The organism is Amycolatopsis sp. NPDC114504 (genome assembly GCF_055633595.1).
On the sequence record NZ_JBVKDU010000003.1, the window covers coordinates 1,237,892 to 1,258,048 of the forward strand.

Here is a 20,157-nt window from a genome sequence, read left to right on the forward strand (position 1 = left end):
GGTGTGCTCTCATCTACGCGCCGGGGGCGGACTGTGACGGAGCCGGAAGCCGAGCTCGGCATCTCGCTGTCCCACCGCGAGCACGTGACCGACTGGCAGGCCGTGCGCGCCGCGCAGACCCGGTTCGTCTCGGTGACGATCAGCGAGAACGTCAACTGGAGCAGCTCCGCCTCGGAACGGAACCTGGCCGGCGCCCAGGAAGCGGGGCTGCACGCCGGCGGCCGGCACTACGCGCGTCCCGGCGCGGTGCACGACCAGGCCGACCACTTCGTCCGCACGGCCAGCAGGCTCGGCGCGTTCGCCCCCGGTTCGCTGGCGCCGGCGCTGGAGGTGGCGGCACCCAGCGTCGACGACCGGTTCATCAAGGCGTGGATCAAGTACGTCCGGCAGGCGGCCCGCATCGAGCGCGTGCTGGTCTACGCCGACTACGACTGCTGGCAGAACCGGCTGCACCCGGACCGCTGGGCCGACTCCGAAGTGGTGCTGTGGCTGATCCGGCACAACGGCATCCCGGGCCGGGCCGGCTGGTTCCACTCGCGACTCGGCGTGCACCAGCACGCGTGCGCGCCGGACGTGCCGGGCGTCGAGGGGCCGGTGGAGCAGAACGCCGTGGTGTACCCGTTCACATTGGGCGACTTGCTGCTCTGACGTGTGGTGATATGTCGCCATGCGCGTGACGAGCAGGCCACTCCGGACGAACGTCACGCCCGCGCGCGCTTTCTCGGTACTTGCTCACCACAACGCCTCCCGCGGGCTCTCGCCACCCGCGATGCTGTCCGGCGAGTGGTTCGGCGGCCACGCGGTGATCGCGCCCACTCTCGCCGTTTCTCCCCGCGACTTTCCTTCGCCCGGCGAGGTCGACGCCCCGCCCGGCGTGATCGGGGGCGGGTGGTTTGGATATCTCTCCTACGACCTCGCGGATCCTTCCGGCCGGACCGGCGCGTTGCCGGCGTCCGCGTGGGGCTGGGCGGACCACGTGCTGCGGTGGTCCGCGTCGGGCGTCTGCTACCTGGAGTCCCTGGACGGCGGCGGGCCTTCGGTGTCCACAATGGAGTCGCTGCTGGCTTCTCCTCCCGCCGATCTTTCCTGGACGGCCGGGCCGTTGCGGCGTCCGCTGCCGTCGGAACACCGGGACGCGGTGAAGGCGTGCGTGCACGCGATCGAGGCCGGCGAGCTGTTCCAGGCGAACATCTGCAGCCGGTTCACGGGGTCGTTCTCCGGCTCTTCCGCCGGGTTGTTCGCGGCTGGCGTGTCTTCGCTGGCGCCTCGCCGGGCGGCCTTCCTGGCCGGCCCGTGGGGGTCGGTGGTGTCGTTCTCGCCGGAGCTGTTCCTCGAGCGGCACGGCCGCGCGGTGCGGTCGACGCCGATCAAGGGGACGCTCCCCCGGCGCGGACCTGCCGACGACGGGAACGCCCTCCTGCTGCGGCAGTCCACAAAGGACGTCGCGGAGAATGTGATGATCACCGACCTGGTGCGCAACGACCTGGGGCGGGTGTGCGAAGTCGGGTCGGTGACGGTGCCGTCGCTGCTGCGGGTCCGCCCGGCGCCGGGTGTCTGGCACCTGGACTCGACGGTGACGGGCGTGCTGCGTCCGTCCGTTTCGGACGCCGAACTGCTGGCGGCGACCTTCCCGCCCGGCTCGGTGACGGGCGCGCCGAAGATCCGCGCGCTGGACCTGATCGCCGCGCTGGAACCCTGCGGGCGCGGGGTCTACACGGGCGCGATCGGGCTGGTGTCGCCGGCGGCGGGACTGGAGCTGAACGTCGCGATCCGGACGTTCGAGATCCGCGACGACGTCATCTCCCTCGGCGTCGGCGGCGGCATCACGGCGGATTCGGACCCGGAGGCGGAGTGGCAGGAGTGCCTCCACAAGGCGGCACCCCTGGAACGCCTACTTGCCGGGGTCGAGCAGTAGCTTGCCGACGGTCTTGCGGGAACGCAGGGCCTCGTGCGCGCCGCGCGCGTCCGACAGGGCGAACTCGCCGCCGGGGATCGCCTTGAGCTTCTTCTGGAGCACCAGGTCGAACAGCTCGGTGAGGGCGGTCCCGAAGACGTTGCCGGGCAGGCGGAAGACGTGCGGCAGCCACATGCCGCTGATCGTCGTGCTGTGGCCGAGCAGGTTGCGCATCTCGACCGGCTTGGGGTTCTCCCGCCCGGCCATGCCGTAGAAGGCCAGCCGGCCGAACGGCGCGAGGGCGGCGATGCTCTGGTCGGTGGTCGTGCCGCCGACCATGTCGAGCACGACGTCGACGCGGCGGCCGTTGGCGTCGAGGAGCGCCTCGGTCATGTCCTCCGCGCGCGAGTCGACGGCGACGTCGGCACCCAGTTCGAGGGCGAGGGCGCGCTTCTCCTCGCTGCTGGCGGTGGCGATGACGCGGCCGGCGCCCCAGGCCTTGGCGAGCTGCACGGCAACGGTCCCGACCCCACCGGCGGCGGCGTGCACGACGACCGATTCGCCCTTTTCCAGGTGGGCGTTCTTGCGCAGGAGGACCCAGGCGGTGGCGCCCTGGACCAGCATGGACAGCGCGGTGAGGTCGTCGATGCCGTCGGGAACGGGGAAGGTGGTCGCCTCCGGCGCGACGGCCTTCTCGGCGTAGCCACCCCCACCGTTCAGCAGAGCGACGACGCGCTTGCCTTCGGGGGTCCGCCCGACCACCTCACCACCGGGAACGAGTGGCAGCTTCGACGGCGCGAGGTAGCTGTTCTCGGCCTGGTGGGTGTCGGCGTAGTTGACCCCGATGCGGTCGACGTCGATGAGGACCTCGCCCGGGCCGGCCACGGGATCGGGCAGTTCGACCGGCGTGAGCACCTCGGGTCCGCCGAACTCGGTCACCTGCACTGCGCGCATGTCGCTGTCCCTCTCGCCGTCCGCCGTTCGATGTGAGACATTCTGACATATGTCTCACTCAGCTGCGTTCGCCCTGGCCCGCGACTGGTTCCTCGCCGGTCGGCGCGTGGACATGGGCGAGCTGGCGGAGGCGCTGTCGATCAGCCGCGCGACCCTGCACCGGCGGGTGGGATCGCGGGATCTCCTTCTGGGCGAGATCCTGTGGTCGCTGTCGTCGGCTTCGATCGTCCGGCTGCTGCCCTCGTGCTCGGGTCGCGGGGCTGCCGGGGTGGCTGACTTCGTGAGCGGGTACGTGCGGTCCGCGAACGAGTCGCCGCCTTTCCGGGACTTCTTGCGCCGGGAGCCCGAGCGGGCTTTGCGGCTGCTGACGACGCGCGCAAGCGTTTGCCAGCAGCGGACCACGGCGGAGCTTTCGAACCTGCTGGCTTCGGAGGTCGCGGCCGGGCGGCTGGTGCCGCCGTTGCCGGTGCCGGACCTGGCTTACCTGCTGGTGCGGATCGGCGAGTCTTTCGTGTACACGGACGTGATCACCGGGGATGCGCCCGACGCGGAGAAGGCGCATGCCGCGGTGACCGCGTTGCTGACCTAGGGGTGGTCGAGGATCACGTCGACGTTGATGTGCTGCTGGTCGAGCACGCCGCTGTAGACGCGGACACCTCGCAGGTCGCCGTACCAGTAGTCGCTGTCCTGGCCGTTGGACCGAGCGCGCCCGAGGAAGAGGTCCTCGAGGTCGCTCGCGCCGTTCCCGACGGTGACGCCGTCGACGCACTTCGGGCTGTACTGCCGCTCGTCCGTCGTCGCGTACAGGCACGCCTGGTGCGTCACCGCGTCGTACGTCCCGGCGAGGTGCGTCCAGACGCCGGACTCGGCGTCGCCGTCCGGCGTCACCTGGGCGGTCCCGAGCGTCCAGTTCCAGGCGGGGTGCCAGGCGCCGTTCGCGTCCTGCGTGCCGCGGTAGCCCAGGAGGTACGGCGACGTGGACGCACTGTTCGCCCCGAGCGCCGTGCGGCCGGCCTTGTCGACGCCGGCGGCGTCGGACGGGTCACGCTGCTGCTCCCGCTCGACGTCCGCCTCGGTCCAGGTGTGCTTGACCCAGGCTTCGGCGGTGAAGCTCCGGTCGCTGCGGAAGTTCTGCGGGCGCGGCCCTTCGACCTGGGCGCCGCCGTCGAACGGGAAGCGGGCGACGTTCGCGCCGTTGTCGTCGGTGGTCAGCTGGAAGCTCCCGGCCGGGGTGCCCGTGACGCCGCTGACGGTGTCCGTCGTGGTGCCGTCGAGCTGGTAGTTCGCCCGCAGCACGGCGGTGTTGGCGAGCTCGGCCACTTCGGCGGACGGCACCGCGCGGTCCCACACCTGAACCTGGTCGATCGAGCCCGTGAAGGCGCCGATGCGGAATGGGCCGCTCGACCGCCACGCGGTGCCCGCCGGGATCGTCGTTTCAGCGGCGAGTGCGCCGTTGACGTAGAGCCGTTCCTTGCCCGCGACCACGTCGTGGACGCCGGTCAGGTGGGTCCACTTCCCGAGGTGCGGGGCGAGGGACGTCTTCGCCCACCGCCAGTGCCCCCCGGCGGTGCTCAGCCCGAACTCGAGGCTGTCGGACGTGGCCCCGAGGCTGAACGCGTCGCCGGAGGCGCCTCCCTGCGCGGCGAAGGTGTAGCAGCCGGGCTTGTCCAGCTTCACCCAGGCCGAAACCGCCAGGCTCCCCGCGGTGTCCACCACCGGCGACGACGTCGCCGCGCCGGTGCCCGCCAGCGCCTGTCCCTGGCCGTGCCCGATCGAGTCGTCGGTCGCGGACCGGCCCGGCGAATCCGAGTAGCCGGGGCCGTAGGCGACGTTCGCCCCGGTCACCGTGCCGTCGGCGCCGGTGGCGTCGGCCGTGTCACCGTCCAATGTGTACTCACGAACAGCGGGAAGTCCCGCCGGGACGCCGTTCTGGCTGTAGAGGGTGGTGACATCGGCGGCGGAAAGGGCGCGCCCGAAGGCCGCCACCTCGTCGATCGCGCCGTGGAACAGGTTCGCCCGGGCGCCCGCGACCAGGCCGCCACCGAGGACCAGCCGGCCCACCCCGCCCGAAGCCGTGGCGGGGACCGTCTGCTGGGCTTGGCCGTCGACGTACAGCGTCGCCGTGTGGGCCGTCGCGTCGTAGACGCCCGCGAGGTGCGTCCAAGTGCCCGCGGCCGGAGCCGTCGTGGAGACCGCCGACCGCACGACCGGGTTCGCGACGTCCGAGCCGCTCAGGCTGAACGCCCACTTGCCGGTTTCCAGGTACTGCAGGGCGAACCCGCTCGTCCGGGTGCCGTCCTGCGACAGCACCACCCGCCGCTCGCCCAGGTCGGCCGCGTCGACCCAGGCCGACACCGAGAACGACTTGCCGAGGTCCAGGACCCGCGCGCTCGTCGCGAAGTAGTCGCCGGGCAGGCCGCTCACGGTCGCCGCCTGACCGAGCTTGCCCGGCGCGAAACCACCCGAACCGGCGCCCGCGTAGCGCAGGCCGGCGAACTGCGAGCGGCCGTCACCCTCGAACTGCCACGCCGCCACCGGGGCCGCGGCGTCCTTGACCAGGAACGAGTAGTCGGTCCGCGCCGACGGCGTCTTCGCGGCGTCGCACGCCCACGCGCTCAGCACGTGCGAGCCCGAGCTGGCGGGCGCGATGGCCGTGGTGGCGGGACCGTGGGGCACCTTCGGCGTCACCGTGCCGGCCTCGACGCCGTCGCAGCTCGGCGCGACCGAGTTGTCCAGCCGCCAGACGTAGTGGTCGACCGGGGACCCGGTGCCGGCCGGCGTGAACGTGAAGTCACCGGGCTGGCCGGGACCGCCGCCGAACCCACCGGCCGGGTACGTCGACGAGGAGACCACCGGCGGCGCCGGCTCGACCGTCGCCGCGTCGGCCGGACGCGCGAAGGCCGCGGCGGGGACGATCCCGGACACCACGGCCAGCACGAGGAAAACCACGCCACGGCCGGATCTCGACCGGGAAGCAGACACGACGGAAGACACGCGGAAACCCCTCCTCCGCGGCCTGGACAGTCCTGGCCGCGCCCAAGAGGAACGATCGCCGATGATCGATTGCGGCGGTAGCGGCCGAATGGCTCAATATTCGGATTTGACCTGGGACAAAACAGACATTGCCCTTCCGGCGTGATCACCGGGGATGCGCATCATCCCGGTCACTACGCCTTCCGCGCCAGCAGGACGGCGTCGTAAAGCTCCTTTTTGGACACCCCAGCGGCCTCGGCGACCTCCGCCGCCGCGGTCTTCAGGCGCTCGCCCGCCGCCACTCGGGAAGAGACCTCCGAAACCAGGTCCGCCACCGAGACCTCCCGCGGCTCCGCCCCGGAAAGCACCACCGTGATCTCCCCGCGCACACCCTCCGCGGCCCAGGAAGCCAGCGACGACAGACTCCCCCGCTTCACCTCTTCATACGTCTTCGTCAGCTCACGGCACACCGCGGCGGGCCGATCCGGGCCCAGCACCGAAACCGCGTCCGCCAGCAACGACGCCACCCGGTGCGGAGACTCGAAGAACACCACCGTCCGAGGCTCGTCCCGAAGCGACGTGAGCCAGCGGGACCGCTCCCCAGGCTTACGAGGCGCGAAGCCTTCAAAACAAAACCGATCACACGGCAAACCGGACAAAGCGAGCGCCGTCGTCACCGCGGACGGGCCCGGCAGGCACGTCACCGGAATGTCCGCCGCGACGCACGCCGACACCAGGCGGAAGCCCGGATCGGACACACTGGGCATACCGGCGTCCGTCACCAGCACCACCGTCTCGCCCGCGCGTAACGATTCGAGCAACTTGGGCAGGCGCGCCGTCTCGACGTCTTCGTAGAAGCTCACCACCCGGCCTCGCGGAGTCACCTCCAGTGCCGATGCCAGCGAGCGGAACCTGCGGGTGTCCTCGGCCGCTATGACGTCGGCTTCCGCCAGCGCTTCCGCCAGGCGGGGCGACGCGTCGCGGACGTCGCCGAGCGGGGTTGCGGCCAGGACGAGACGACCGGGAACTAGCGAGGCACTCACCGGGCCAGCCTAGGCTGATCAGCGGATCCGGACGACGCACGCCCTGCCCCGCCCGTAGGATCGCCCCCGTGACCGCCGTGCTGACCCGTCCCGACGACGAAAGCGTCCGGCCGGACCCGGTCGAGGCGCTCCGGCCGCCGACCGACCGCGAAGTGACCCTGCTCGGCCGCGGCATGCCGGCCGACCGGCTGCGCGGCTGGGTCGTCACCCTCGTGCTGACCCTCATCGGCGGCATCGTCCGGCTGCAGAACCTGGGCGTGCCGACGGACAAGGGCAGTCCGGTCTTCGACGAGAAGCACTACGTCCCGCAGGCGTGGCAGATGCTGCGCAACGGCGGTTACGAGGACAACTACGGCTACGAGCTGGTCGTCCACCCGCCGCTGGCCAAGCAGCTGATCGCGATCGGCGAATGGCTGTTCGGCTACAACGGCTGGGGCTGGCGGATCATGCCCGCGCTGGCCGGCACGCTCATCGTCTTCCTGACCATCCGCATCGCCCGCCGGCTGACCCGCTCGACGCTGCTCGGCGGCATCGCCGGCATCCTCGTGATCAGCGACGGCGTGCTGCACCTGCAGTCGCGCATGGGCATGCTCGACATCTTCATCGCGCTGTTCGTGCTCGCCGCGTTCGCCTGCCTGCTGGTCGACCGCGACCAGGTGCGCACCCGGCTCGCGACGGCGGTCCGCGAAGGCTGGGTCAACGAGTCCGTGTGGGGCCCCAAGCTGGGCTTCCGCTGGTGGCGGTTCGCGACCGGGCTGATGATCGGGCTGACCTTCGGCGTCAAGTGGTCGGCGCTGTACTACATCGTCGCGTTCGGGCTGCTGTGCGTGTTCTTCGACGTCGCGGCGCGGCGCGCGGCCGGCGTCGAACGGCCGTGGCTCGGCACGATCCGCCGGGACGTGCTGCCCGCGCTCTGGGCGATCCTGCTCGTCCCGTTCCTGATGTACCTCGCCGCGTACTGGGCGTGGTTCGCGAGCGAGACCGCGACCGACCGGCACTACACCGAGATCAAGGACATCGCGCCGGGCATCTGGTCGTGGGTGCCGGCGTCGCTGCGTTCGCTCGCCGACTACACCGGCAACGTCCTCCACTTCCACGAAACGCTGGTCACGCCCAAGGACAACCCGCACCCGTGGGAGTCGAAGCCGTGGACGTGGCCGATGGGGCTGCGCCCGATGCTCTACAGCTACGACGGCGAGGTCACCGGCTGCGGCGAGTCCCGCTGCGTCAGCGCGACGATGCTGATCGGCACGCCGGCGATGTGGTGGCTGGCCATCCCGATGCTGGGCTGGTCGGTCTGGCGCTCGATCTTCCGCGCGGACTGGCGCTACGCGGCGGTCCTGGTGGGCTACCTCGGCGGGTACGTCTTCTGGTTCACCAACATCGACCGCCAGATGTACTTCTTCTACGCGACCCCGCTGGCGGCGTTCCTCGTGCTGGGGCTGACGTTGTGCCTCGGCCAGATCCTGGGCAGCGCCCGGCGCGGGTTCGAAAGACGCGGGACCGGTCTGCTCGTGGTGTCGCTGTACGTGGGCCTGGTGGTGGCGAACTTCGCCTGGCTGTGGCCGATCCTGAACGGGGTTGCGATCACCACGGGCCACTGGGAAGCCGAACGCTGGCTGCCCTCCTGGCGGTAGGGCTGGCCGACCGCGCGAGGGCGCGGGCACGCCACCGCCCTGCTGCGGGCGAGCCTGCTGGTCGCCCGCGAGGCCGGCCTCGGCAACGTCCTGCTGACCTGCGCTCCCGAGAACCACGCGTCGCGTCGGGTGATCGAGCGCAACGGCGGCGTCCTGGCGGACACCAGTTCCGCCAGACGGCTGCGGTACTGGTGCCGGCTCAGCCCGCGAAGTACGCCCCCGGCGTGACCCCGACGGCGCGCCGGAACGCGGCGACGAACGCGCTCGCCGAGCTGTAGCCCACTCGGTGGGCCACCGCCTCCAGCGGCGAGCCCTGCGCCAGCAACGGCAGCGACGCACGCAGCCGCACCTGGGTGCGCCACGTCCCGAACGGCATCCGGCACTCGCGGACGAAGATGCGGGCCAACGTCCGCTCCGCTGCCCCGACGTCCCGCCCGAACTCCGCGAGGCTGCGCGGGTCCGCCGGGTTCCGCAGCACCGCCGTCTCGACGTCGCGAGCGCGCGGGTCGGCCGGGGAGGGCACCACGATCGGGACCACTTCCAGGGGCTCCAGCAGGTCGAACGCCACCGCCTCGGCCCGCAGCCGCGCCGCCGGGGCCACGCTGTCGCCGGTCAGGTACTCCAGGAGCTCGCGCAGCAGCGGGCGGACGACCACCAGCCGGGGAACGGGCCACGACACCGGGGACAACGCGGGATCGGCATAGATGCCGCGCAGCGCCGCCCGGCCGAGCGCGCCCGTGCGGTGCTGGACGCCCGCCGGGATCCACAGGGCGCGGGTCGGCGGGAGCACCCAGCCCGCGTCACCGGACTTCACCGCGACGACGCCGCGGGCCGACCAGACCAGCTGGTGCACCGGGTGCTCGTGCCACGGGAACCAGGTGCCGGCGGGCAGGTCGACCTCGCCGAGGAGCATGGCTTGACCGTTTCGCGACATCATTTGTCAGGCTATCGGCTACCGGCCACCAGCACGCGGAAATAGCGTCGGACGCATGCCGATGAACCTGATCCACCGCAAGATCTGCAGCTCGGAGAAGTGGGCGGCGACCGTCGAGGAGCGCCTCACGCCGTGGCTGGAGGACCGGAACCTGGGCGACGACGTGCTGGAGATCGGGCCCGGGTTCGGCGCCACGACGAAGGTGCTGCTCGACACCGTCCCGAAGCTGACGGTCCTGGAGATCGACCCCGCGTCGACTGAGCTGCTGCGGGCGAAGTACGGCGACCGCGCCGAGGTCGTCGAGGGCAGCGGCGCGGAGATGCCGTTCGAGAGCGGCCGGTTCTCGGCCGTCGTCTGCTTCACGATGCTGCACCACGTGCCGACCAGGCAGCTGCAGGACGCGATCTTCGCCGAGGCCGCACGGGTCCTGCGCCCGGGCGGCACGTACTGCGGCAGCGACGGCCAGCTCAACCTGCGCTTCCGGCTCCTGCACATCGGCGACACGATGAACGTGATCGACGCGGCGACGTTCCCCGCGCGCCTGGAGAAGGCGGGCTTCGGGCAGGTGAAGATCCAGCACCACCCGAAGGAACTGCTGATCTTCGAGGCCGTGAAGCCCGGCTAGCGGCGGGGCAGCTGGTTCCCCGGCTGACGCGGCACCACCCGCGTCACCGGCCCGTCGGCCGACTTGCCGGCCCGTGACAGCCAGCCCTCGACCTCGCGCCGCACGGCGCTCAGCGTCGGACGTCGACGTGGTTCCGGGTCCAACGAAGCCGCCAGCAGACGCGCGTGTGCGCTGCGCTGGGGCAGGCGGGACACCGGTTCGGCGCGGGCCGCGGCCATCAGGGCCGCCATCGGCGTCTCGCGGGTGCCGCGCGGAGGCTGGCCCGACAGCGCGTAGCTGATCGTCGCCGCCAGCTGCCACGCGTCCGACGCCGGGGACGCCGTCGCGCCCATCGCCTGCTCCGGGGCCACGAAGTCGGGCGTGCCGATCATCATGCCGGTCGCCGTCATCTTCGAGTCGCCCTGGCTGCGGGCGATGCCGAAGTCGATCAGGTGTGCCAGGCCGCTCGGGTCGAGGATGACGTTCGACGGCTTGATGTCGCGGTGCAGGACGCCCTTCTCGTGCGCCGCGGCGAGCGCGCCCGCCATCGTCGCCCACAGGCGCCCGGCCGCGACGTCGTCGAGGGGGCCCTGGCCGTCGACCAGCTCGGCCAGCGGACGGCCTTCGAGGTACTCCATGACCAGCGCGAGCCCGTCCGGCTCCTCGGCCAGGTCGTACACCTTGACGCAGTTGGGGTGGCTGACCACGGCCAGCGCGCGGGCCTCGCGCTGCATGCGCTCGGCGGTGTCGCGGTCCGGCGCGTGCGCGATCTTCAGCGCAACCGTGCGGTTCAGCTGGGTGTCGACGGCCTGCCAGACCGTGCCGAAGCCACCCGCGCCGAGCTGCTTGACGCGCCGGTAGCGGCTGCCGCCGGCGTTGCGCGAGCCGGGCGGCGGCGGGATCGGGCCGGGGGCCGCGGCCAGCGCGCCGGCCATCGGCGGGGGTTCGGGAGCGGCCGCCAGCGCCGTCTTCGGGTACGGCCGGTTGACCGGAGGAGGCGGCGGTGGCGGCGGGGTCGGGCGCGGCTGGACCTGCGACGGCGGCGGTCCCTGCGGTTCCTGGTCGCGGCGCGGCGGCGCGTCCGACCGGTTGATCACCGACCACGGCGGCGGCCCGACCATCGCGACCGGGATCAGGCCCAGCACGCTGAACGGCAGGAAACCCAGGAAGAAGTGCAGGGCGGTGTTGGCCTCCATGCCGACGCTGAACACGAGCATCGCGGCGAACGGGATCCAGAAGAACCGCGACGGCCACTTCGGGCCGCGGCGGAAGGCCGTGCGGCCCTGCAGCATCACGAACAGCAGCGAACCGGCGCCCAGCACGACGAAGGCCGCCAGGTAGACGAAGACCGGGAGGTCGTCGGGGCCGGTGCTGCCGGCGGAAAAGACGTCGAAGACGGTCTGCCGCCCGCCCAGGTACGACTTCTGGTTGTCCACCCAGCAGAAACCGCTGGTCAACGTGGACGTCTCCGTCTTGGACAGCCCGGACTTCTGGTTCGAGAACTCCGCCCGGAACACGCCGGACACGCCGTTGGACAGCAGCCACGGCAGGATGAGCGCGCTGAACAGCCCGATCGCGGCGAAGACGCCCAGCGTCGTGACGTCGTAGCGGTTGCCCGTGCCCTTCCGGATGATCGCCACCGCCAGCGCGCCGATCGGCGGCAGCAGTGCGACGAGCGCGCCGGCCGCACTCGTGGCCCAGACCCAGTCGCCGGGGCAGAAGCCCGGGCCGAACAAGGAATGGGCTAGCGAGAGCAACGCGCTCGCGAGTCCGTTCACCGCCGGGCTCCCCTCACTGTCCGTATTCGCTTGGTATCGCCACACGGCGTTTTCCTGCGGTCCAGCTTAGGACGCAGCCGGCCGCCGTTGGGTTGCCGGGTCTTCAGGGTGCCCGGAATCCGGCGAGCCCGCCGCCCGCGCGTCATGATGGGGTCGGAGCGGACGTCCGACGCGAAGGAGCGGGAATGGGTGCGTACTCCGAGGCCTACCAGCGGAGCCTGACCGAGCCGGACGCGTTCTGGCTGGAAGCGGCCCGGAAAATCAGCTGGACGAAGGCCCCGGAACGAGCGCTGGACGACACGAATCCGCCCTTCTACCGCTGGTTCCCCGACGGTGAGCTGAACACCTCGTACAACGCGCTCGACCGGCACGTCGAGGCCGGCCGGGGCGGCCAGGCCGCACTGATCTGGGACTCTCCCGTGACCGGACGGCAACGCACCTACACCTACGAAGAGCTGCGGGACGCGGTCGCGCGGTTCGCCGGTGCGCTCAGCTCCCTGGGGGTCACGAAGGGTGACCGGGTCATCGTCTACCTGCCGATGGTGCCCGAAGCCGCGATCGCGATGCTGGCCTGCGCGCGGATCGGCGCGGTGCACTCGGTGGTCTTCGGCGGCTTCGCTCCGAAGGAGCTCGCGGCACGGATCGAGGACGCGAGGCCGAAGGTGATCCTGGCGGCGTCGTGCGGCATCGAGCCGACGCGGGTGGTCGAGTACAAGCCGATCATCGACAGCGCGCTCGCGATGACCGAGCACCAGCCCGACCACGTCGTCGTGCTGCAGCGCGAGCAGGCGCCGGCCGAGCTGACCGGCCGTGACCTCGACTGGGCCGAGCTGGCGGCGGGCGCCACCCCGGCCGAGCCGGTGCCGGTCGCGGCCACCGACCCGCTCTACATCCTCTACACGTCCGGGACCACCGGGAAGCCGAAGGGCGTCGTCCGCGACACCGGCGGCCACGCGGTCGCGCTCGCCTACTCGATGGACGCGGTCTACGACGTCCACGCCGGTGACGTCTGGTGGACGGCGTCCGACGTCGGCTGGGTGGTCGGGCACTCCTACATCGTGTACGCGCCGCTGCTGGCCGGGGCGACGACCGTGCTCTACGAGGGCAAGCCGGTCGGGACGCCGGACGCGGGCGCGTTCTGGCGGGTCATCGCCGAGCACGGCGTCCAGGCGCTCTTCACCGCGCCGACCGCGCTGCGGGCGATCAAGAAGGTCGACCCGGACGCCCTTGAGCTCGAAAAGCACGACCTCAAGGCGTTCAAGACGCTGTTCATGGCCGGCGAGCGGCTCGACCCGGAGACCTACCACTGGGCGCACGAGAAGCTCGGCACGCCGGTTATCGACCACTGGTGGCAGACCGAAACCGGCTGGGCGATCGCGGCCAACCTCCGCGGTGTCGAGCCGATGGAGGTCAAGCCCGGTTCGGCGACCAAGCCCGTCCCCGGCTGGGACGTCCGGATCCTCGACCAGGCCGGCGACGAGCTGCCGGCCGGGCGCGAAGGCGCCATCACGGTGAAGCTGCCGCTGCCGCCGGGTTCGCTGCCGACGCTGTGGGGCGACGACGAGCGCTACCGCGAGGCCTACCTCTCCCGCTACGACGGCTACTACCTGACCGGCGACTCCGGCTACCTCGACGAAGACGGCTACCTGTTCGTCATGGGCCGCACCGACGACGTCATCAACGTCGCCGGGCACCGGCTTTCGACGGGTTCGATGGAGGCCGTGCTGGCCTCGCACCCCGCCGTCGCGGAGTGCGCCGTCATCGGCGTCGCCGACCAGCTCAAGGGCCAGCTGCCGCGCGGATTCGTCGTGCTCAAGGCGGGCCAGGACATCGCCGAGGAGCAGCTGCGGGACGAACTGGTGGCCATGGTCCGCCGGGACATCGGGCCGGTCGCCGCGTTCCGCGATGTGTCCATTGTGGACGCCCTGCCGAAGACGCGGTCCGGGAAGATCCTGCGCAAGACCATGCGCGCGATCGCCGACGGCCGCGACGAAGCCGTGCCCTCCACGATCGAGGATCCGGGCGTGCTCGACGCGATCCGGGCCGCCCTTCGTTAAGAGCTGTTCCAAATACCTCGGCTGGTCTGTACCTTTGGGTGGAGTCCCCGACCGGAGGTGCCCTGATGCGCTTGTCCAGAGCCGTCTTGACCACGGCGATCGTGAGTCTGACGGCAGTCGGCCTGCCCGCCGCCGCAGCAACGGCCCCAGCCCCCGCCGCCCCAGAACGCAGCATGACCGACGTCGTCCCGGCGCCCGTCTCGGCGAAGGCCGACCCGCGGGGCGACTTCAAGCTGACGCCGTTCACCGTCATCAGCGCCGACCGCGGCGCCGGCCAGGTCGCGGACTACCTGCGCGGCCTGCTCCGCCCGGCCACCGGCTACCCGCTGCCGGTCGTGCCGCGCGCGTGGGGCGTCCCCGCGATCTCGCTGCAGCTCGGGCACGACGCCCGGACCGGCACCGAGGGTTACGAGCTGAAGGTCGCCCACGACGGCGTCTCGCTGAAGGCCAACACCGCGGACGGGCTCTTCGAGGGCGTCCAGTCGCTGCGGCAGCTGCTGCCGTCCGCGATCGACGCGAAGCGCGTCCAGCACCGGACGTGGACGGTCGCCGGCGGCACGATCCTCGACTACCCGCGCTTCGGCGAGCGCGGCGCGATGCTCGACGTCGCCCGGCACTTCTTCCAGCCGGACCAGGTCAAGCTGTACATCGACCAGATTGCCCAGTACAAGATCAACACGCTGCACCTGCACCTCGCGGACGACCAGGGCTGGCGCATCGAGATCAAGAGCTGGCCGAAGCTCGCGACCGTCGGCGGCAAGACGGCGGTCGACGGCGATCCGGGCGGCTACTACACGCAGAAGCAGTACAAGGACATCGTCGCGTACGCGGCTTCGCGGCACATCACGGTGATCCCGGAGATCGACATGCCGGGCCACACGAACGCGGCGCAGTCGACGTACGCGGAGCTGAACTGCGACGGCAAGGCCGTCCCGGTCCGCACGGACACCGAGGTCGGCTACAGCTCGCTGTGCATCTCCTCGCCGATCACGTACAAGTTCGTCGACGACGTCGTGCGCGAGCTGGCGGCGATCACGCCGGGCCAGTACCTGCACATCGGCGGCGACGAGGCGCACGCGACGCCGCCCGCGGACTACCTGACCTTCCAGCAGAAGGTGCAGCCGATCGTCGCCAAGTACGGCAAGAAGGTCACCGGCTGGCACGAGATCGCGAAGTCGAACCTGCCGGTGTCGGCCGTCCCGCAGTACTGGGACTTCGGCGGCGACAACGAGTCCGTCGCGGCCGCCGCGGCCCGGGGCAACAAGATCCTGATGTCGCCGGCGAACTTCGCGTACCTGGACATGAAGTACAACCCCGACACCCCGCTGGGCCAGGACTGGGCCGCGCTGGTCGAGGTTCGCGACGGGTACAACTGGGATCCCGCGTCACTGGTGACGGGCGTCGGTGAGAAGCAGGTCGCGGGTGTCGAGGCGCCGCTGTGGACCGAGACCATCCGGACGAGCAACGACATCGAGTACATGGCGTTCCCGCGGCTGCCGGGGATCGCGGAGATCGGCTGGTCGCCGAAGTCGACGCACAACTGGGACGCCTACCGGCTGCGGCTGGCCAAGCAGGCCCCGCGCTGGGTGACCCAGGGCATCGACTTCTACCGCTCCCCGCAGGTCGACTGGAAGTAAGCGGTCGTGAGTGAGAAACAGTGTTCTAACACTGTTTCTCACTCACGACAGTCTTGCACCGATGGCTCGCCTGGCCAGTGCGTAGGCCTGCGTTCCGCCGTTGAGGACCGCGTCCGCGTTCGCCGCGCGGCCCAGCGCGTGCAGCTCGAAGGCCAGGACCTCCGCGTCGGCGTCCAAGTGGCCGAGTGAGACCGCCTCGAAGGCCGTCTCGCGGATGAACGTCGCGAACGAGCCGCTCGCCGCCGCCACCGCGTCGTGCACCCGGCCGGGGCGGGCGTCGAACTCCGCGCCGACGTTGAAGAAGAAGCACCCGCCCGGGAAAATGCGCTTTTCCGAGTAGTCGAGCCAGTTCTCGCAGATCGCGCGCAGCCGCGGCAGGCCCGGCGAGACCGCCGACGCGGGCGTCACGACGTACGAGCGGAAGATCTCCAACGCCGCTTCGACCGTCGCGAGCTGCAGCTCCTCCTTCGAGCCGAACAGCGCGAACACGCCGCTCTTGCTCAGCTCCAGCTCGGTGGCCAGCCGGCCGAGGGACAGCCCGTCGAGGCCGTCCACCGACGCGACGTCCGCCGCCCGGCGCAGCACCAGCCGGCGGGTGGCGTCGCCGCGGGCGACCCGGCCGTCAGCCGGCACGCCGCGCCCGCCAGCGGTCCACAGTGGACTGGATGCCGGTGCTCCACTGCTCCGCCAGCCCCGGGGTCGCCAGCACGCGGTCGGCGAAGTCCAGCGCCGCCCCGATGCGCTCCGGCGGCAGCTGCCCGTAGTTGGCGAACGAGATGACGTACACCTCGGCGATCGTCGGCGCGGCCGCCCGCTCGACCAGCTCGAGCGCGCCCGAGGTCGGCACGATCCCCGGCCGCAGCACGCGCAGGTACCAGCCGGAGCGCAGGGAGTCGATCATCGCCGGGGTGATGTCCTTGCGGCCGGTCTTCATCGCGAGCTTGTAGCACGGCGACCGCGGCTGCGAGACCTGCACGAGCGCGTCACCCCAGGCCCAGACGTCCCCGATCCGCACGTCGTCCTCGGTGACGCCGGACAGCGAGATGTTCTCGCCGAAGTCGGCCGTCGACACCTCGAAGCCGTCTTCCCGCCAGGCCGCGTAGTGCTCGGCCGGGTAGACGTAGACCGCCTTGTCGGGGCCGCCGTGCACGGTGAGGTCGGCCTGCCGGTCGCCGTCGAGGTTCAGCTCGGTCAGCCGCAGCTCCGGCGCCGTGACCAGCGCCTTCGTGATCCCGCTCAGCACCGGCAGCTCGCGCCGATACCCCAGGACGCTCGGTTCGCCCACGTAGACGCTGTCGACGTTCATCCCTCGAAGATAGCACGACCGTTCGTATTGTTTTCTGCCTCTAGAGTGGCGATCATGGAGCTTCTCGACCAGGCCCGCGCCCACGTCGACTCCGGCGCCTTCTTCACCGAACTGGCCCGGCTCGTCGCCTACCCCACGGTCAGCGACGCACCCGAAGGCCGCGCCGCGATCCAGGCCTACCTCGACGAGGTCCTGACGCCCGCGTTGACCGCGCTCGGCTGCGCCGTCACCCAGCACCCCAACCCCGACCCGGCGGGCGGCCCGTTCCTGGTCGGAGTCCGCACGGAAGGAGAAGACGTCCCGACGCTGCTCTGCTACGGCCACGCCGACGTCGTCGGGGAAGCCGGCGAGTGGAGCGACGGACTGGCCCCGTGGACGCTGACCGCGGACGGCGACCGCTGGTACGGCCGCGGCACCGCCGACAACAAGGGCCAGCACCTGATCAACCTGACGGCGTTGCGGCTCCTCCTCGAAGCGCGCGGCAAGCTCGGCTTCAACCTGAAGTTCCTCTTCGAGACCGGCGAGGAGATCGGCTCACCCGGGCTCACCGAGTTCGCCGAGCAGGAGCGGGACCTGCTGGCGGCCGACGTCCTGATCGCCTCCGACGGCCCGCGCCTCGACGCGGCGACGCCGACGCTGTTCCTCGGCGCTCGTGGCGGAATCCGGATCGACCTGGACGTCGACCTGCGCCCGGGCGGCGCCCACTCCGGCAACTGGGGCGGCATCCTGCGCAACCCGGCCACGACGCTGGCCGCGGCGATCGCGAGTCTCGTCGACGGCCACGGCCGCATCCAGGTGCCCGCGCTGCTGCCGCCGGAGCTGCCGGAGTCCGTCCGCGAAGCGCTGGCCGACGTCGTCGTCGATACACCGGACGAAAGCTGGGGCGATCAACGACTGAGCCCCGCCGAGCGGCTCTACGGCTGGAACACCCTGGAGGTGCTGGCCCTCGACGCCGGGAACGCCGACCGCCCGGTCAACGCCATCCCCGGCCGCGCCCGCGCGGTGCTGCAGCTGCGGTACGTCGCGGGCACCGACGTCGAACGCGTCGCGCCCGCCATCCGCGAACACCTTGCCGCGCAAGGGTTCCCGATGATCGAGGTGACCACCGAAGCCAGCTTCAAAGCCAGCCGCACGCCGGTCGACGACCCGTGGGTGACCTGGGCCCGCGAAGCACTGGCCAAAGCAGGAAAGCCGGTCGCGCTGCTGCCCAGCTTCGGCGGCGGCCTGCCCAACCACGTCTTCACCGACGTCCTCGGGCTGGCGACGCTGTGGCTGCCGCACTCCTACCCGGGGTGCAAACAGCACGCGCCGGACGAGCACCTGCTCTCCTCGATCGCCCGAGAAGGGCTGGTGCTCGCCACGGCGTTGTTCGGCGCTATCGGTTCAGCACCGCCGACTCTTCGTCGGTGAGCAGCCGGGAGCGGATCAGGAAGCGCACGCCTTCGGGCGCCTCCAAGGAGAATCCGCTCCCGCGACCCGGCACGACGTCGATCGTCAGGTGCGTGTGCTTCCAGTACTCGAACTGCGGCCCGGACATCCAGACCGGCACGTCGGCGATGCCCTCGACCTCCAGCGAGCCGAGGTGCACGTCCGACGCGCCGGTCTTGAACTCGCCGTCCGGGTAACACATCGGGGCACTGCCGTCGCAGCACCCGCCGGACTGGTGGAACATCACCGGCCCGTGGAGTGACACCAACTGCCGCAGGAGGTCAGCGGCAGCCGGTGTCAGGTCTACGCGCTCGGTCATCAGAAGAATCCGAGCGCCTGGTCGGAGTAGGAGACGAGCATGTTCTTCGTCTGCTGGTAGTGGTCCAGCATCATCTTGTGGTTCTCGCGGCCGATGCCGGACGCCTTGTAGCCGCCGAAGGCCGCGTGCGCCGGGTAGGCGTGGTAGTTGTTCACCCAGACGCGGCCGGCCTGGATGTCGCGGCCCGCGCGGTAGGCGGTGTTGCCGTCCCGCGACCAGACGCCGGCGCCGAGGCCGTACAGCGTGTCGTTGGCGATCTTGACCGCGTCGGCGTAGTCGTCGAACTTCGCCACGGACACGACCGGGCCGAAGATCTCCTCTTGGAAGATCCGCATCTTGTTGTCGCCGGCGAACACGGTCGGCTCGACGTAGTAGCCGCCGGACAGGTCGCCGCCGAGGTCGCTGCGGACGCCGCCGGTGAGGATCTCGGCGCCTTCCTGCTTGCCGATGTCGATGTAGGACAGGATCTTCTCGAGCTGGTCGTTCGAGGCCTGGGCGCCGATCATCGTGTCGGTGTCGAGCGGGTTGCCCTGCTTGATCTTGCGGACGCGCTCGACGCCGTCGCCGAGGAACTTGTCGTAGATGCCCGACTGGATCAGCGCCCGCGACGGGCAGGTGCAGACCTCGCCCTGGTTCAGCGCGAAGAGCGCGAAGCCCTCCTGCGCCTTGTTGTAGAAGTCGTCGTTCCGCGCGGCGACGTCGTCGAAGAAGATGTTCGGGCTCTTGCCGCCCAGCTCGACGGTCACCGGGATGATGTTCTCGCTGGCGTACTGCAGGATCAGCCGGCCGGTCGTGGTCTCGCCGGTGAAGGCGACCTTGCGCACGCGGCTGCTCGACGCCAGCGGCTTGCCTGCCTCGACGCCGAAGCCGTTGACGATGTTCAGCACGCCCGGCGGGATGAGGTCGCCGATGATCGAGAGCAGCACGTGGATCGACGCCGGGGTCTGCTCGGCCGGCTTGAGCACGATCGCGTTGCCCGCGGCCAGCGCCGGGGCGAGCTTCCAGACCGCCATCAGGATCGGGAAGTTCCACGGGATGATCTGCGCGACCACGCCGAGCGGCTCGTGGAAGTGGTAGGCGACGGTGTTCTCGTCGATCTGCGAGATGCCGCCCTCCTGGGCGCGCAGCGCGCCGGCGAAGTAGCGGAAGTGGTCGATGGCCAGCGGGATGTCGGCGGCGAGCGTCTCGCGGACGGCCTTGCCGTTCTCCCACGCCTCGGCGACCGCGATCTTCTCGAGGTTCTGCTCCATCCGGTCGGCGATCTTGAGCAGGATCCCGGCGCGCTCCTCGGCCGAGGTCTTGCCCCAGGCGGGGGCCGCGCCCCAGGCCGCGTCCAGTGCCTTCTCGACGTCGGGGGCGGTGCCGCGGGCGATCTCGCAGAAGGTCTTCCCGGTGACGGGGGTCGGGTTCTCGAAGTACTGGCCGCCGGCCGGCGGGACGTACTCGCCGCCGATGTAGTGGTCGTAGCGTGATTCGAAGCTGACGACACTGCCTTCGGTGTTCGGTGCGGCGTACTGGACCATCTTCCCTGCCTCGTTGCTCGGAGTGACGGTGTGCTGGTGGCGGCGAACGTAAGCCGGGCAACGTTGCACG

Annotated in this window: 17 protein-coding genes and 1 pseudogene; 9 read left to right on the plus strand and 9 right to left on the minus strand. The window is 71.0% G+C overall.

All coding sequences use genetic code 11. The features are described 5' to 3' along the window. Positions 1-33: 33 nt before the first annotated feature. Complete coding sequence (locus ACZ7PG_RS27285; RefSeq protein ID WP_470241900.1) at positions 34-648, plus strand: glycoside hydrolase family 25 protein; 615 nt, start codon at positions 34-36, stop codon at positions 646-648. A gap of 19 nt (positions 649-667) precedes the next feature. Beyond that, positions 668-1,915, plus strand: coding sequence for an aminodeoxychorismate synthase component I (locus tag ACZ7PG_RS27290; RefSeq protein ID WP_470241901.1), 1,248 nt, complete (start codon positions 668-670; stop codon positions 1,913-1,915). Here ACZ7PG_RS27290 and ACZ7PG_RS27295 read toward each other — a convergent pair. Then, entirely contained in the window at positions 1,892-2,848 is a 957-nt protein-coding gene (locus ACZ7PG_RS27295; RefSeq protein WP_470241902.1) for a quinone oxidoreductase family protein, read from the minus strand. The genes ACZ7PG_RS27290 and ACZ7PG_RS27295 overlap by 24 nt on opposite strands. 49 nt (positions 2,849-2,897) lie before the next feature. On the opposite strand from ACZ7PG_RS27295, the gene ACZ7PG_RS27300 reads away from it, so the two are divergent. Further along, on the plus strand, positions 2,898-3,437 hold the full coding sequence (locus ACZ7PG_RS27300; protein WP_470241903.1) for a QsdR family transcriptional regulator: 540 nt from the start codon (positions 2,898-2,900) through the stop codon (positions 3,435-3,437). On the opposite strand, the gene ACZ7PG_RS27305 is transcribed toward ACZ7PG_RS27300, so the two are convergent. Together ACZ7PG_RS27305 and rsmI are read right to left on the minus strand one after the other, a co-directional pair. Beyond that, the gene (locus ACZ7PG_RS27305; RefSeq protein ID WP_470241904.1) at positions 3,434-5,797 is read right to left on the minus strand and encodes a LamG domain-containing protein; all 2,364 of its coding nucleotides are present in this window, start codon (positions 5,795-5,797) and stop codon (positions 3,434-3,436) included. The genes ACZ7PG_RS27300 and ACZ7PG_RS27305 overlap by 4 nt on opposite strands. Before the next feature lie 218 nt (positions 5,798-6,015). Beyond that, positions 6,016-6,864: a 16S rRNA (cytidine(1402)-2'-O)-methyltransferase gene (gene rsmI, locus ACZ7PG_RS27310; RefSeq protein WP_470241905.1), complete on the minus strand. Its 849-nt coding sequence runs from the start codon at positions 6,862-6,864 to the stop codon at positions 6,016-6,018. 68 nt (positions 6,865-6,932) lie between these two features. Here rsmI and ACZ7PG_RS27315 point away from each other — a divergent pair, with 68 nt between their 5' ends. Both ACZ7PG_RS27315 and ACZ7PG_RS27320 read left to right on the plus strand, forming a co-directional pair. Then, positions 6,933-8,501: a dolichyl-phosphate-mannose--protein mannosyltransferase gene (locus tag ACZ7PG_RS27315; RefSeq protein WP_470241906.1), complete on the plus strand. Its 1,569-nt coding sequence runs from the start codon at positions 6,933-6,935 to the stop codon at positions 8,499-8,501. A gap of 18 nt (positions 8,502-8,519) precedes the next feature. After that, positions 8,520-8,729, plus strand: a pseudogene (locus tag ACZ7PG_RS27320) (GNAT family N-acetyltransferase); the annotation flags it as partial. Here ACZ7PG_RS27320 and ACZ7PG_RS27325 read toward each other — a convergent pair. Further along, positions 8,701-9,414, minus strand: a complete 714-nt coding sequence (locus ACZ7PG_RS27325; protein ID WP_470242428.1) for an AraC family transcriptional regulator — start codon at positions 9,412-9,414, stop codon at positions 8,701-8,703. The pseudogene ACZ7PG_RS27320 and the gene ACZ7PG_RS27325 overlap by 29 nt on opposite strands. Before the next feature lie 76 nt (positions 9,415-9,490). Between ACZ7PG_RS27325 and ACZ7PG_RS27330 the strand changes: the two genes are divergently transcribed. Continuing rightward, the gene (locus ACZ7PG_RS27330) at positions 9,491-10,060 is read left to right on the plus strand and encodes a class I SAM-dependent methyltransferase (RefSeq protein WP_470241907.1); all 570 of its coding nucleotides are present in this window, start codon (positions 9,491-9,493) and stop codon (positions 10,058-10,060) included. Here ACZ7PG_RS27330 and ACZ7PG_RS27335 read toward each other — a convergent pair. Further along, the gene (locus tag ACZ7PG_RS27335; RefSeq protein ID WP_470241908.1) at positions 10,057-11,817 is read right to left on the minus strand and encodes a serine/threonine-protein kinase; all 1,761 of its coding nucleotides are present in this window, start codon (positions 11,815-11,817) and stop codon (positions 10,057-10,059) included. The genes ACZ7PG_RS27330 and ACZ7PG_RS27335 overlap by 4 nt on opposite strands. A 185-nt stretch (positions 11,818-12,002) precedes the next feature. Here ACZ7PG_RS27335 and ACZ7PG_RS27340 point away from each other — a divergent pair, with 185 nt between their 5' ends. After that, the gene (locus tag ACZ7PG_RS27340; RefSeq protein ID WP_470241909.1) at positions 12,003-13,874 is read left to right on the plus strand and encodes a propionyl-CoA synthetase; all 1,872 of its coding nucleotides are present in this window, start codon (positions 12,003-12,005) and stop codon (positions 13,872-13,874) included. Positions 13,875-13,939: 65 nt separating this feature from the next. Then, entirely contained in the window at positions 13,940-15,511 is a 1,572-nt protein-coding gene (locus tag ACZ7PG_RS27345; protein ID WP_470241910.1) for a beta-N-acetylhexosaminidase, read from the plus strand. A gap of 42 nt (positions 15,512-15,553) precedes the next feature. Here the strand turns inward: ACZ7PG_RS27345 and ACZ7PG_RS27350 are convergent, their stop codons facing one another. Together ACZ7PG_RS27350 and ACZ7PG_RS27355 are read right to left on the minus strand one after the other, a co-directional pair. Continuing rightward, positions 15,554-16,144: a TetR/AcrR family transcriptional regulator gene (locus ACZ7PG_RS27350; RefSeq protein ID WP_470241911.1), complete on the minus strand. Its 591-nt coding sequence runs from the start codon at positions 16,142-16,144 to the stop codon at positions 15,554-15,556. Beyond that, positions 16,134-16,817, minus strand: coding sequence for an MOSC domain-containing protein (locus tag ACZ7PG_RS27355; RefSeq protein ID WP_470241912.1), 684 nt, complete (start codon positions 16,815-16,817; stop codon positions 16,134-16,136). Before ACZ7PG_RS27355 ends, ACZ7PG_RS27350 begins: the two co-directional genes overlap by 11 nt. 54 nt (positions 16,818-16,871) lie before the next feature. Between ACZ7PG_RS27355 and ACZ7PG_RS27360 the strand changes: the two genes are divergently transcribed. Then, positions 16,872-18,227 carry a M20 family metallopeptidase gene (locus ACZ7PG_RS27360; protein ID WP_470241913.1) on the plus strand — a complete coding sequence of 452 codons (1,356 nt, stop codon included), beginning with the start codon at positions 16,872-16,874 and terminating at the stop codon, positions 18,225-18,227. On the opposite strand, the gene ACZ7PG_RS27365 is transcribed toward ACZ7PG_RS27360, so the two are convergent. Then, complete coding sequence (locus ACZ7PG_RS27365; protein WP_470241914.1) at positions 18,193-18,564, minus strand: DUF779 domain-containing protein; 372 nt, start codon at positions 18,562-18,564, stop codon at positions 18,193-18,195. The two genes, ACZ7PG_RS27360 and ACZ7PG_RS27365, sit on opposite strands and share 35 nt — an antisense overlap. Continuing rightward, positions 18,564-20,087: an acetaldehyde dehydrogenase ExaC gene (gene exaC / locus ACZ7PG_RS27370; RefSeq protein ID WP_470241915.1), complete on the minus strand. Its 1,524-nt coding sequence runs from the start codon at positions 20,085-20,087 to the stop codon at positions 18,564-18,566. The genes ACZ7PG_RS27365 and exaC overlap by 1 nt, the downstream gene beginning before the upstream one ends. Between the last annotated feature and the right edge of the window lie 70 nt (positions 20,088-20,157).

Excerpts from the sequence above, each read along its gene's own strand:
- ACZ7PG_RS27290 (WP_470241901.1), top strand. The coding sequence starts at position 668 with ATGCGCGTGACGAGCAGGCCACTCCGGACGAACGTCACGCCCGCGCGC.
- ACZ7PG_RS27295 (WP_470241902.1), bottom strand. The coding sequence starts at position 2,848 with ATGCGCGCAGTGCAGGTGACCGAGTTCGGCGGACCCGAGGTGCTCACG.
- ACZ7PG_RS27300 (WP_470241903.1), top strand. The coding sequence starts at position 2,898 with ATGTCTCACTCAGCTGCGTTCGCCCTGGCCCGCGACTGGTTCCTCGCC.
- ACZ7PG_RS27325 (WP_470242428.1), bottom strand. The coding sequence starts at position 9,414 with ATGCTCCTCGGCGAGGTCGACCTGCCCGCCGGCACCTGGTTCCCGTGG.
- ACZ7PG_RS27330 (WP_470241907.1), top strand. The coding sequence starts at position 9,491 with ATGCCGATGAACCTGATCCACCGCAAGATCTGCAGCTCGGAGAAGTGG.
- ACZ7PG_RS27340 (WP_470241909.1), top strand. The coding sequence starts at position 12,003 with ATGGGTGCGTACTCCGAGGCCTACCAGCGGAGCCTGACCGAGCCGGAC.
- ACZ7PG_RS27345 (WP_470241910.1), top strand. The coding sequence starts at position 13,940 with ATGCGCTTGTCCAGAGCCGTCTTGACCACGGCGATCGTGAGTCTGACG.
- ACZ7PG_RS27355 (WP_470241912.1), bottom strand. The coding sequence starts at position 16,817 with ATGAACGTCGACAGCGTCTACGTGGGCGAACCGAGCGTCCTGGGGTAT.
- ACZ7PG_RS27360 (WP_470241913.1), top strand. The coding sequence starts at position 16,872 with ATGGAGCTTCTCGACCAGGCCCGCGCCCACGTCGACTCCGGCGCCTTC.
- ACZ7PG_RS27365 (WP_470241914.1), bottom strand. The coding sequence starts at position 18,564 with ATGACCGAGCGCGTAGACCTGACACCGGCTGCCGCTGACCTCCTGCGG.
- exaC (WP_470241915.1), bottom strand. The coding sequence starts at position 20,087 with ATGGTCCAGTACGCCGCACCGAACACCGAAGGCAGTGTCGTCAGCTTC.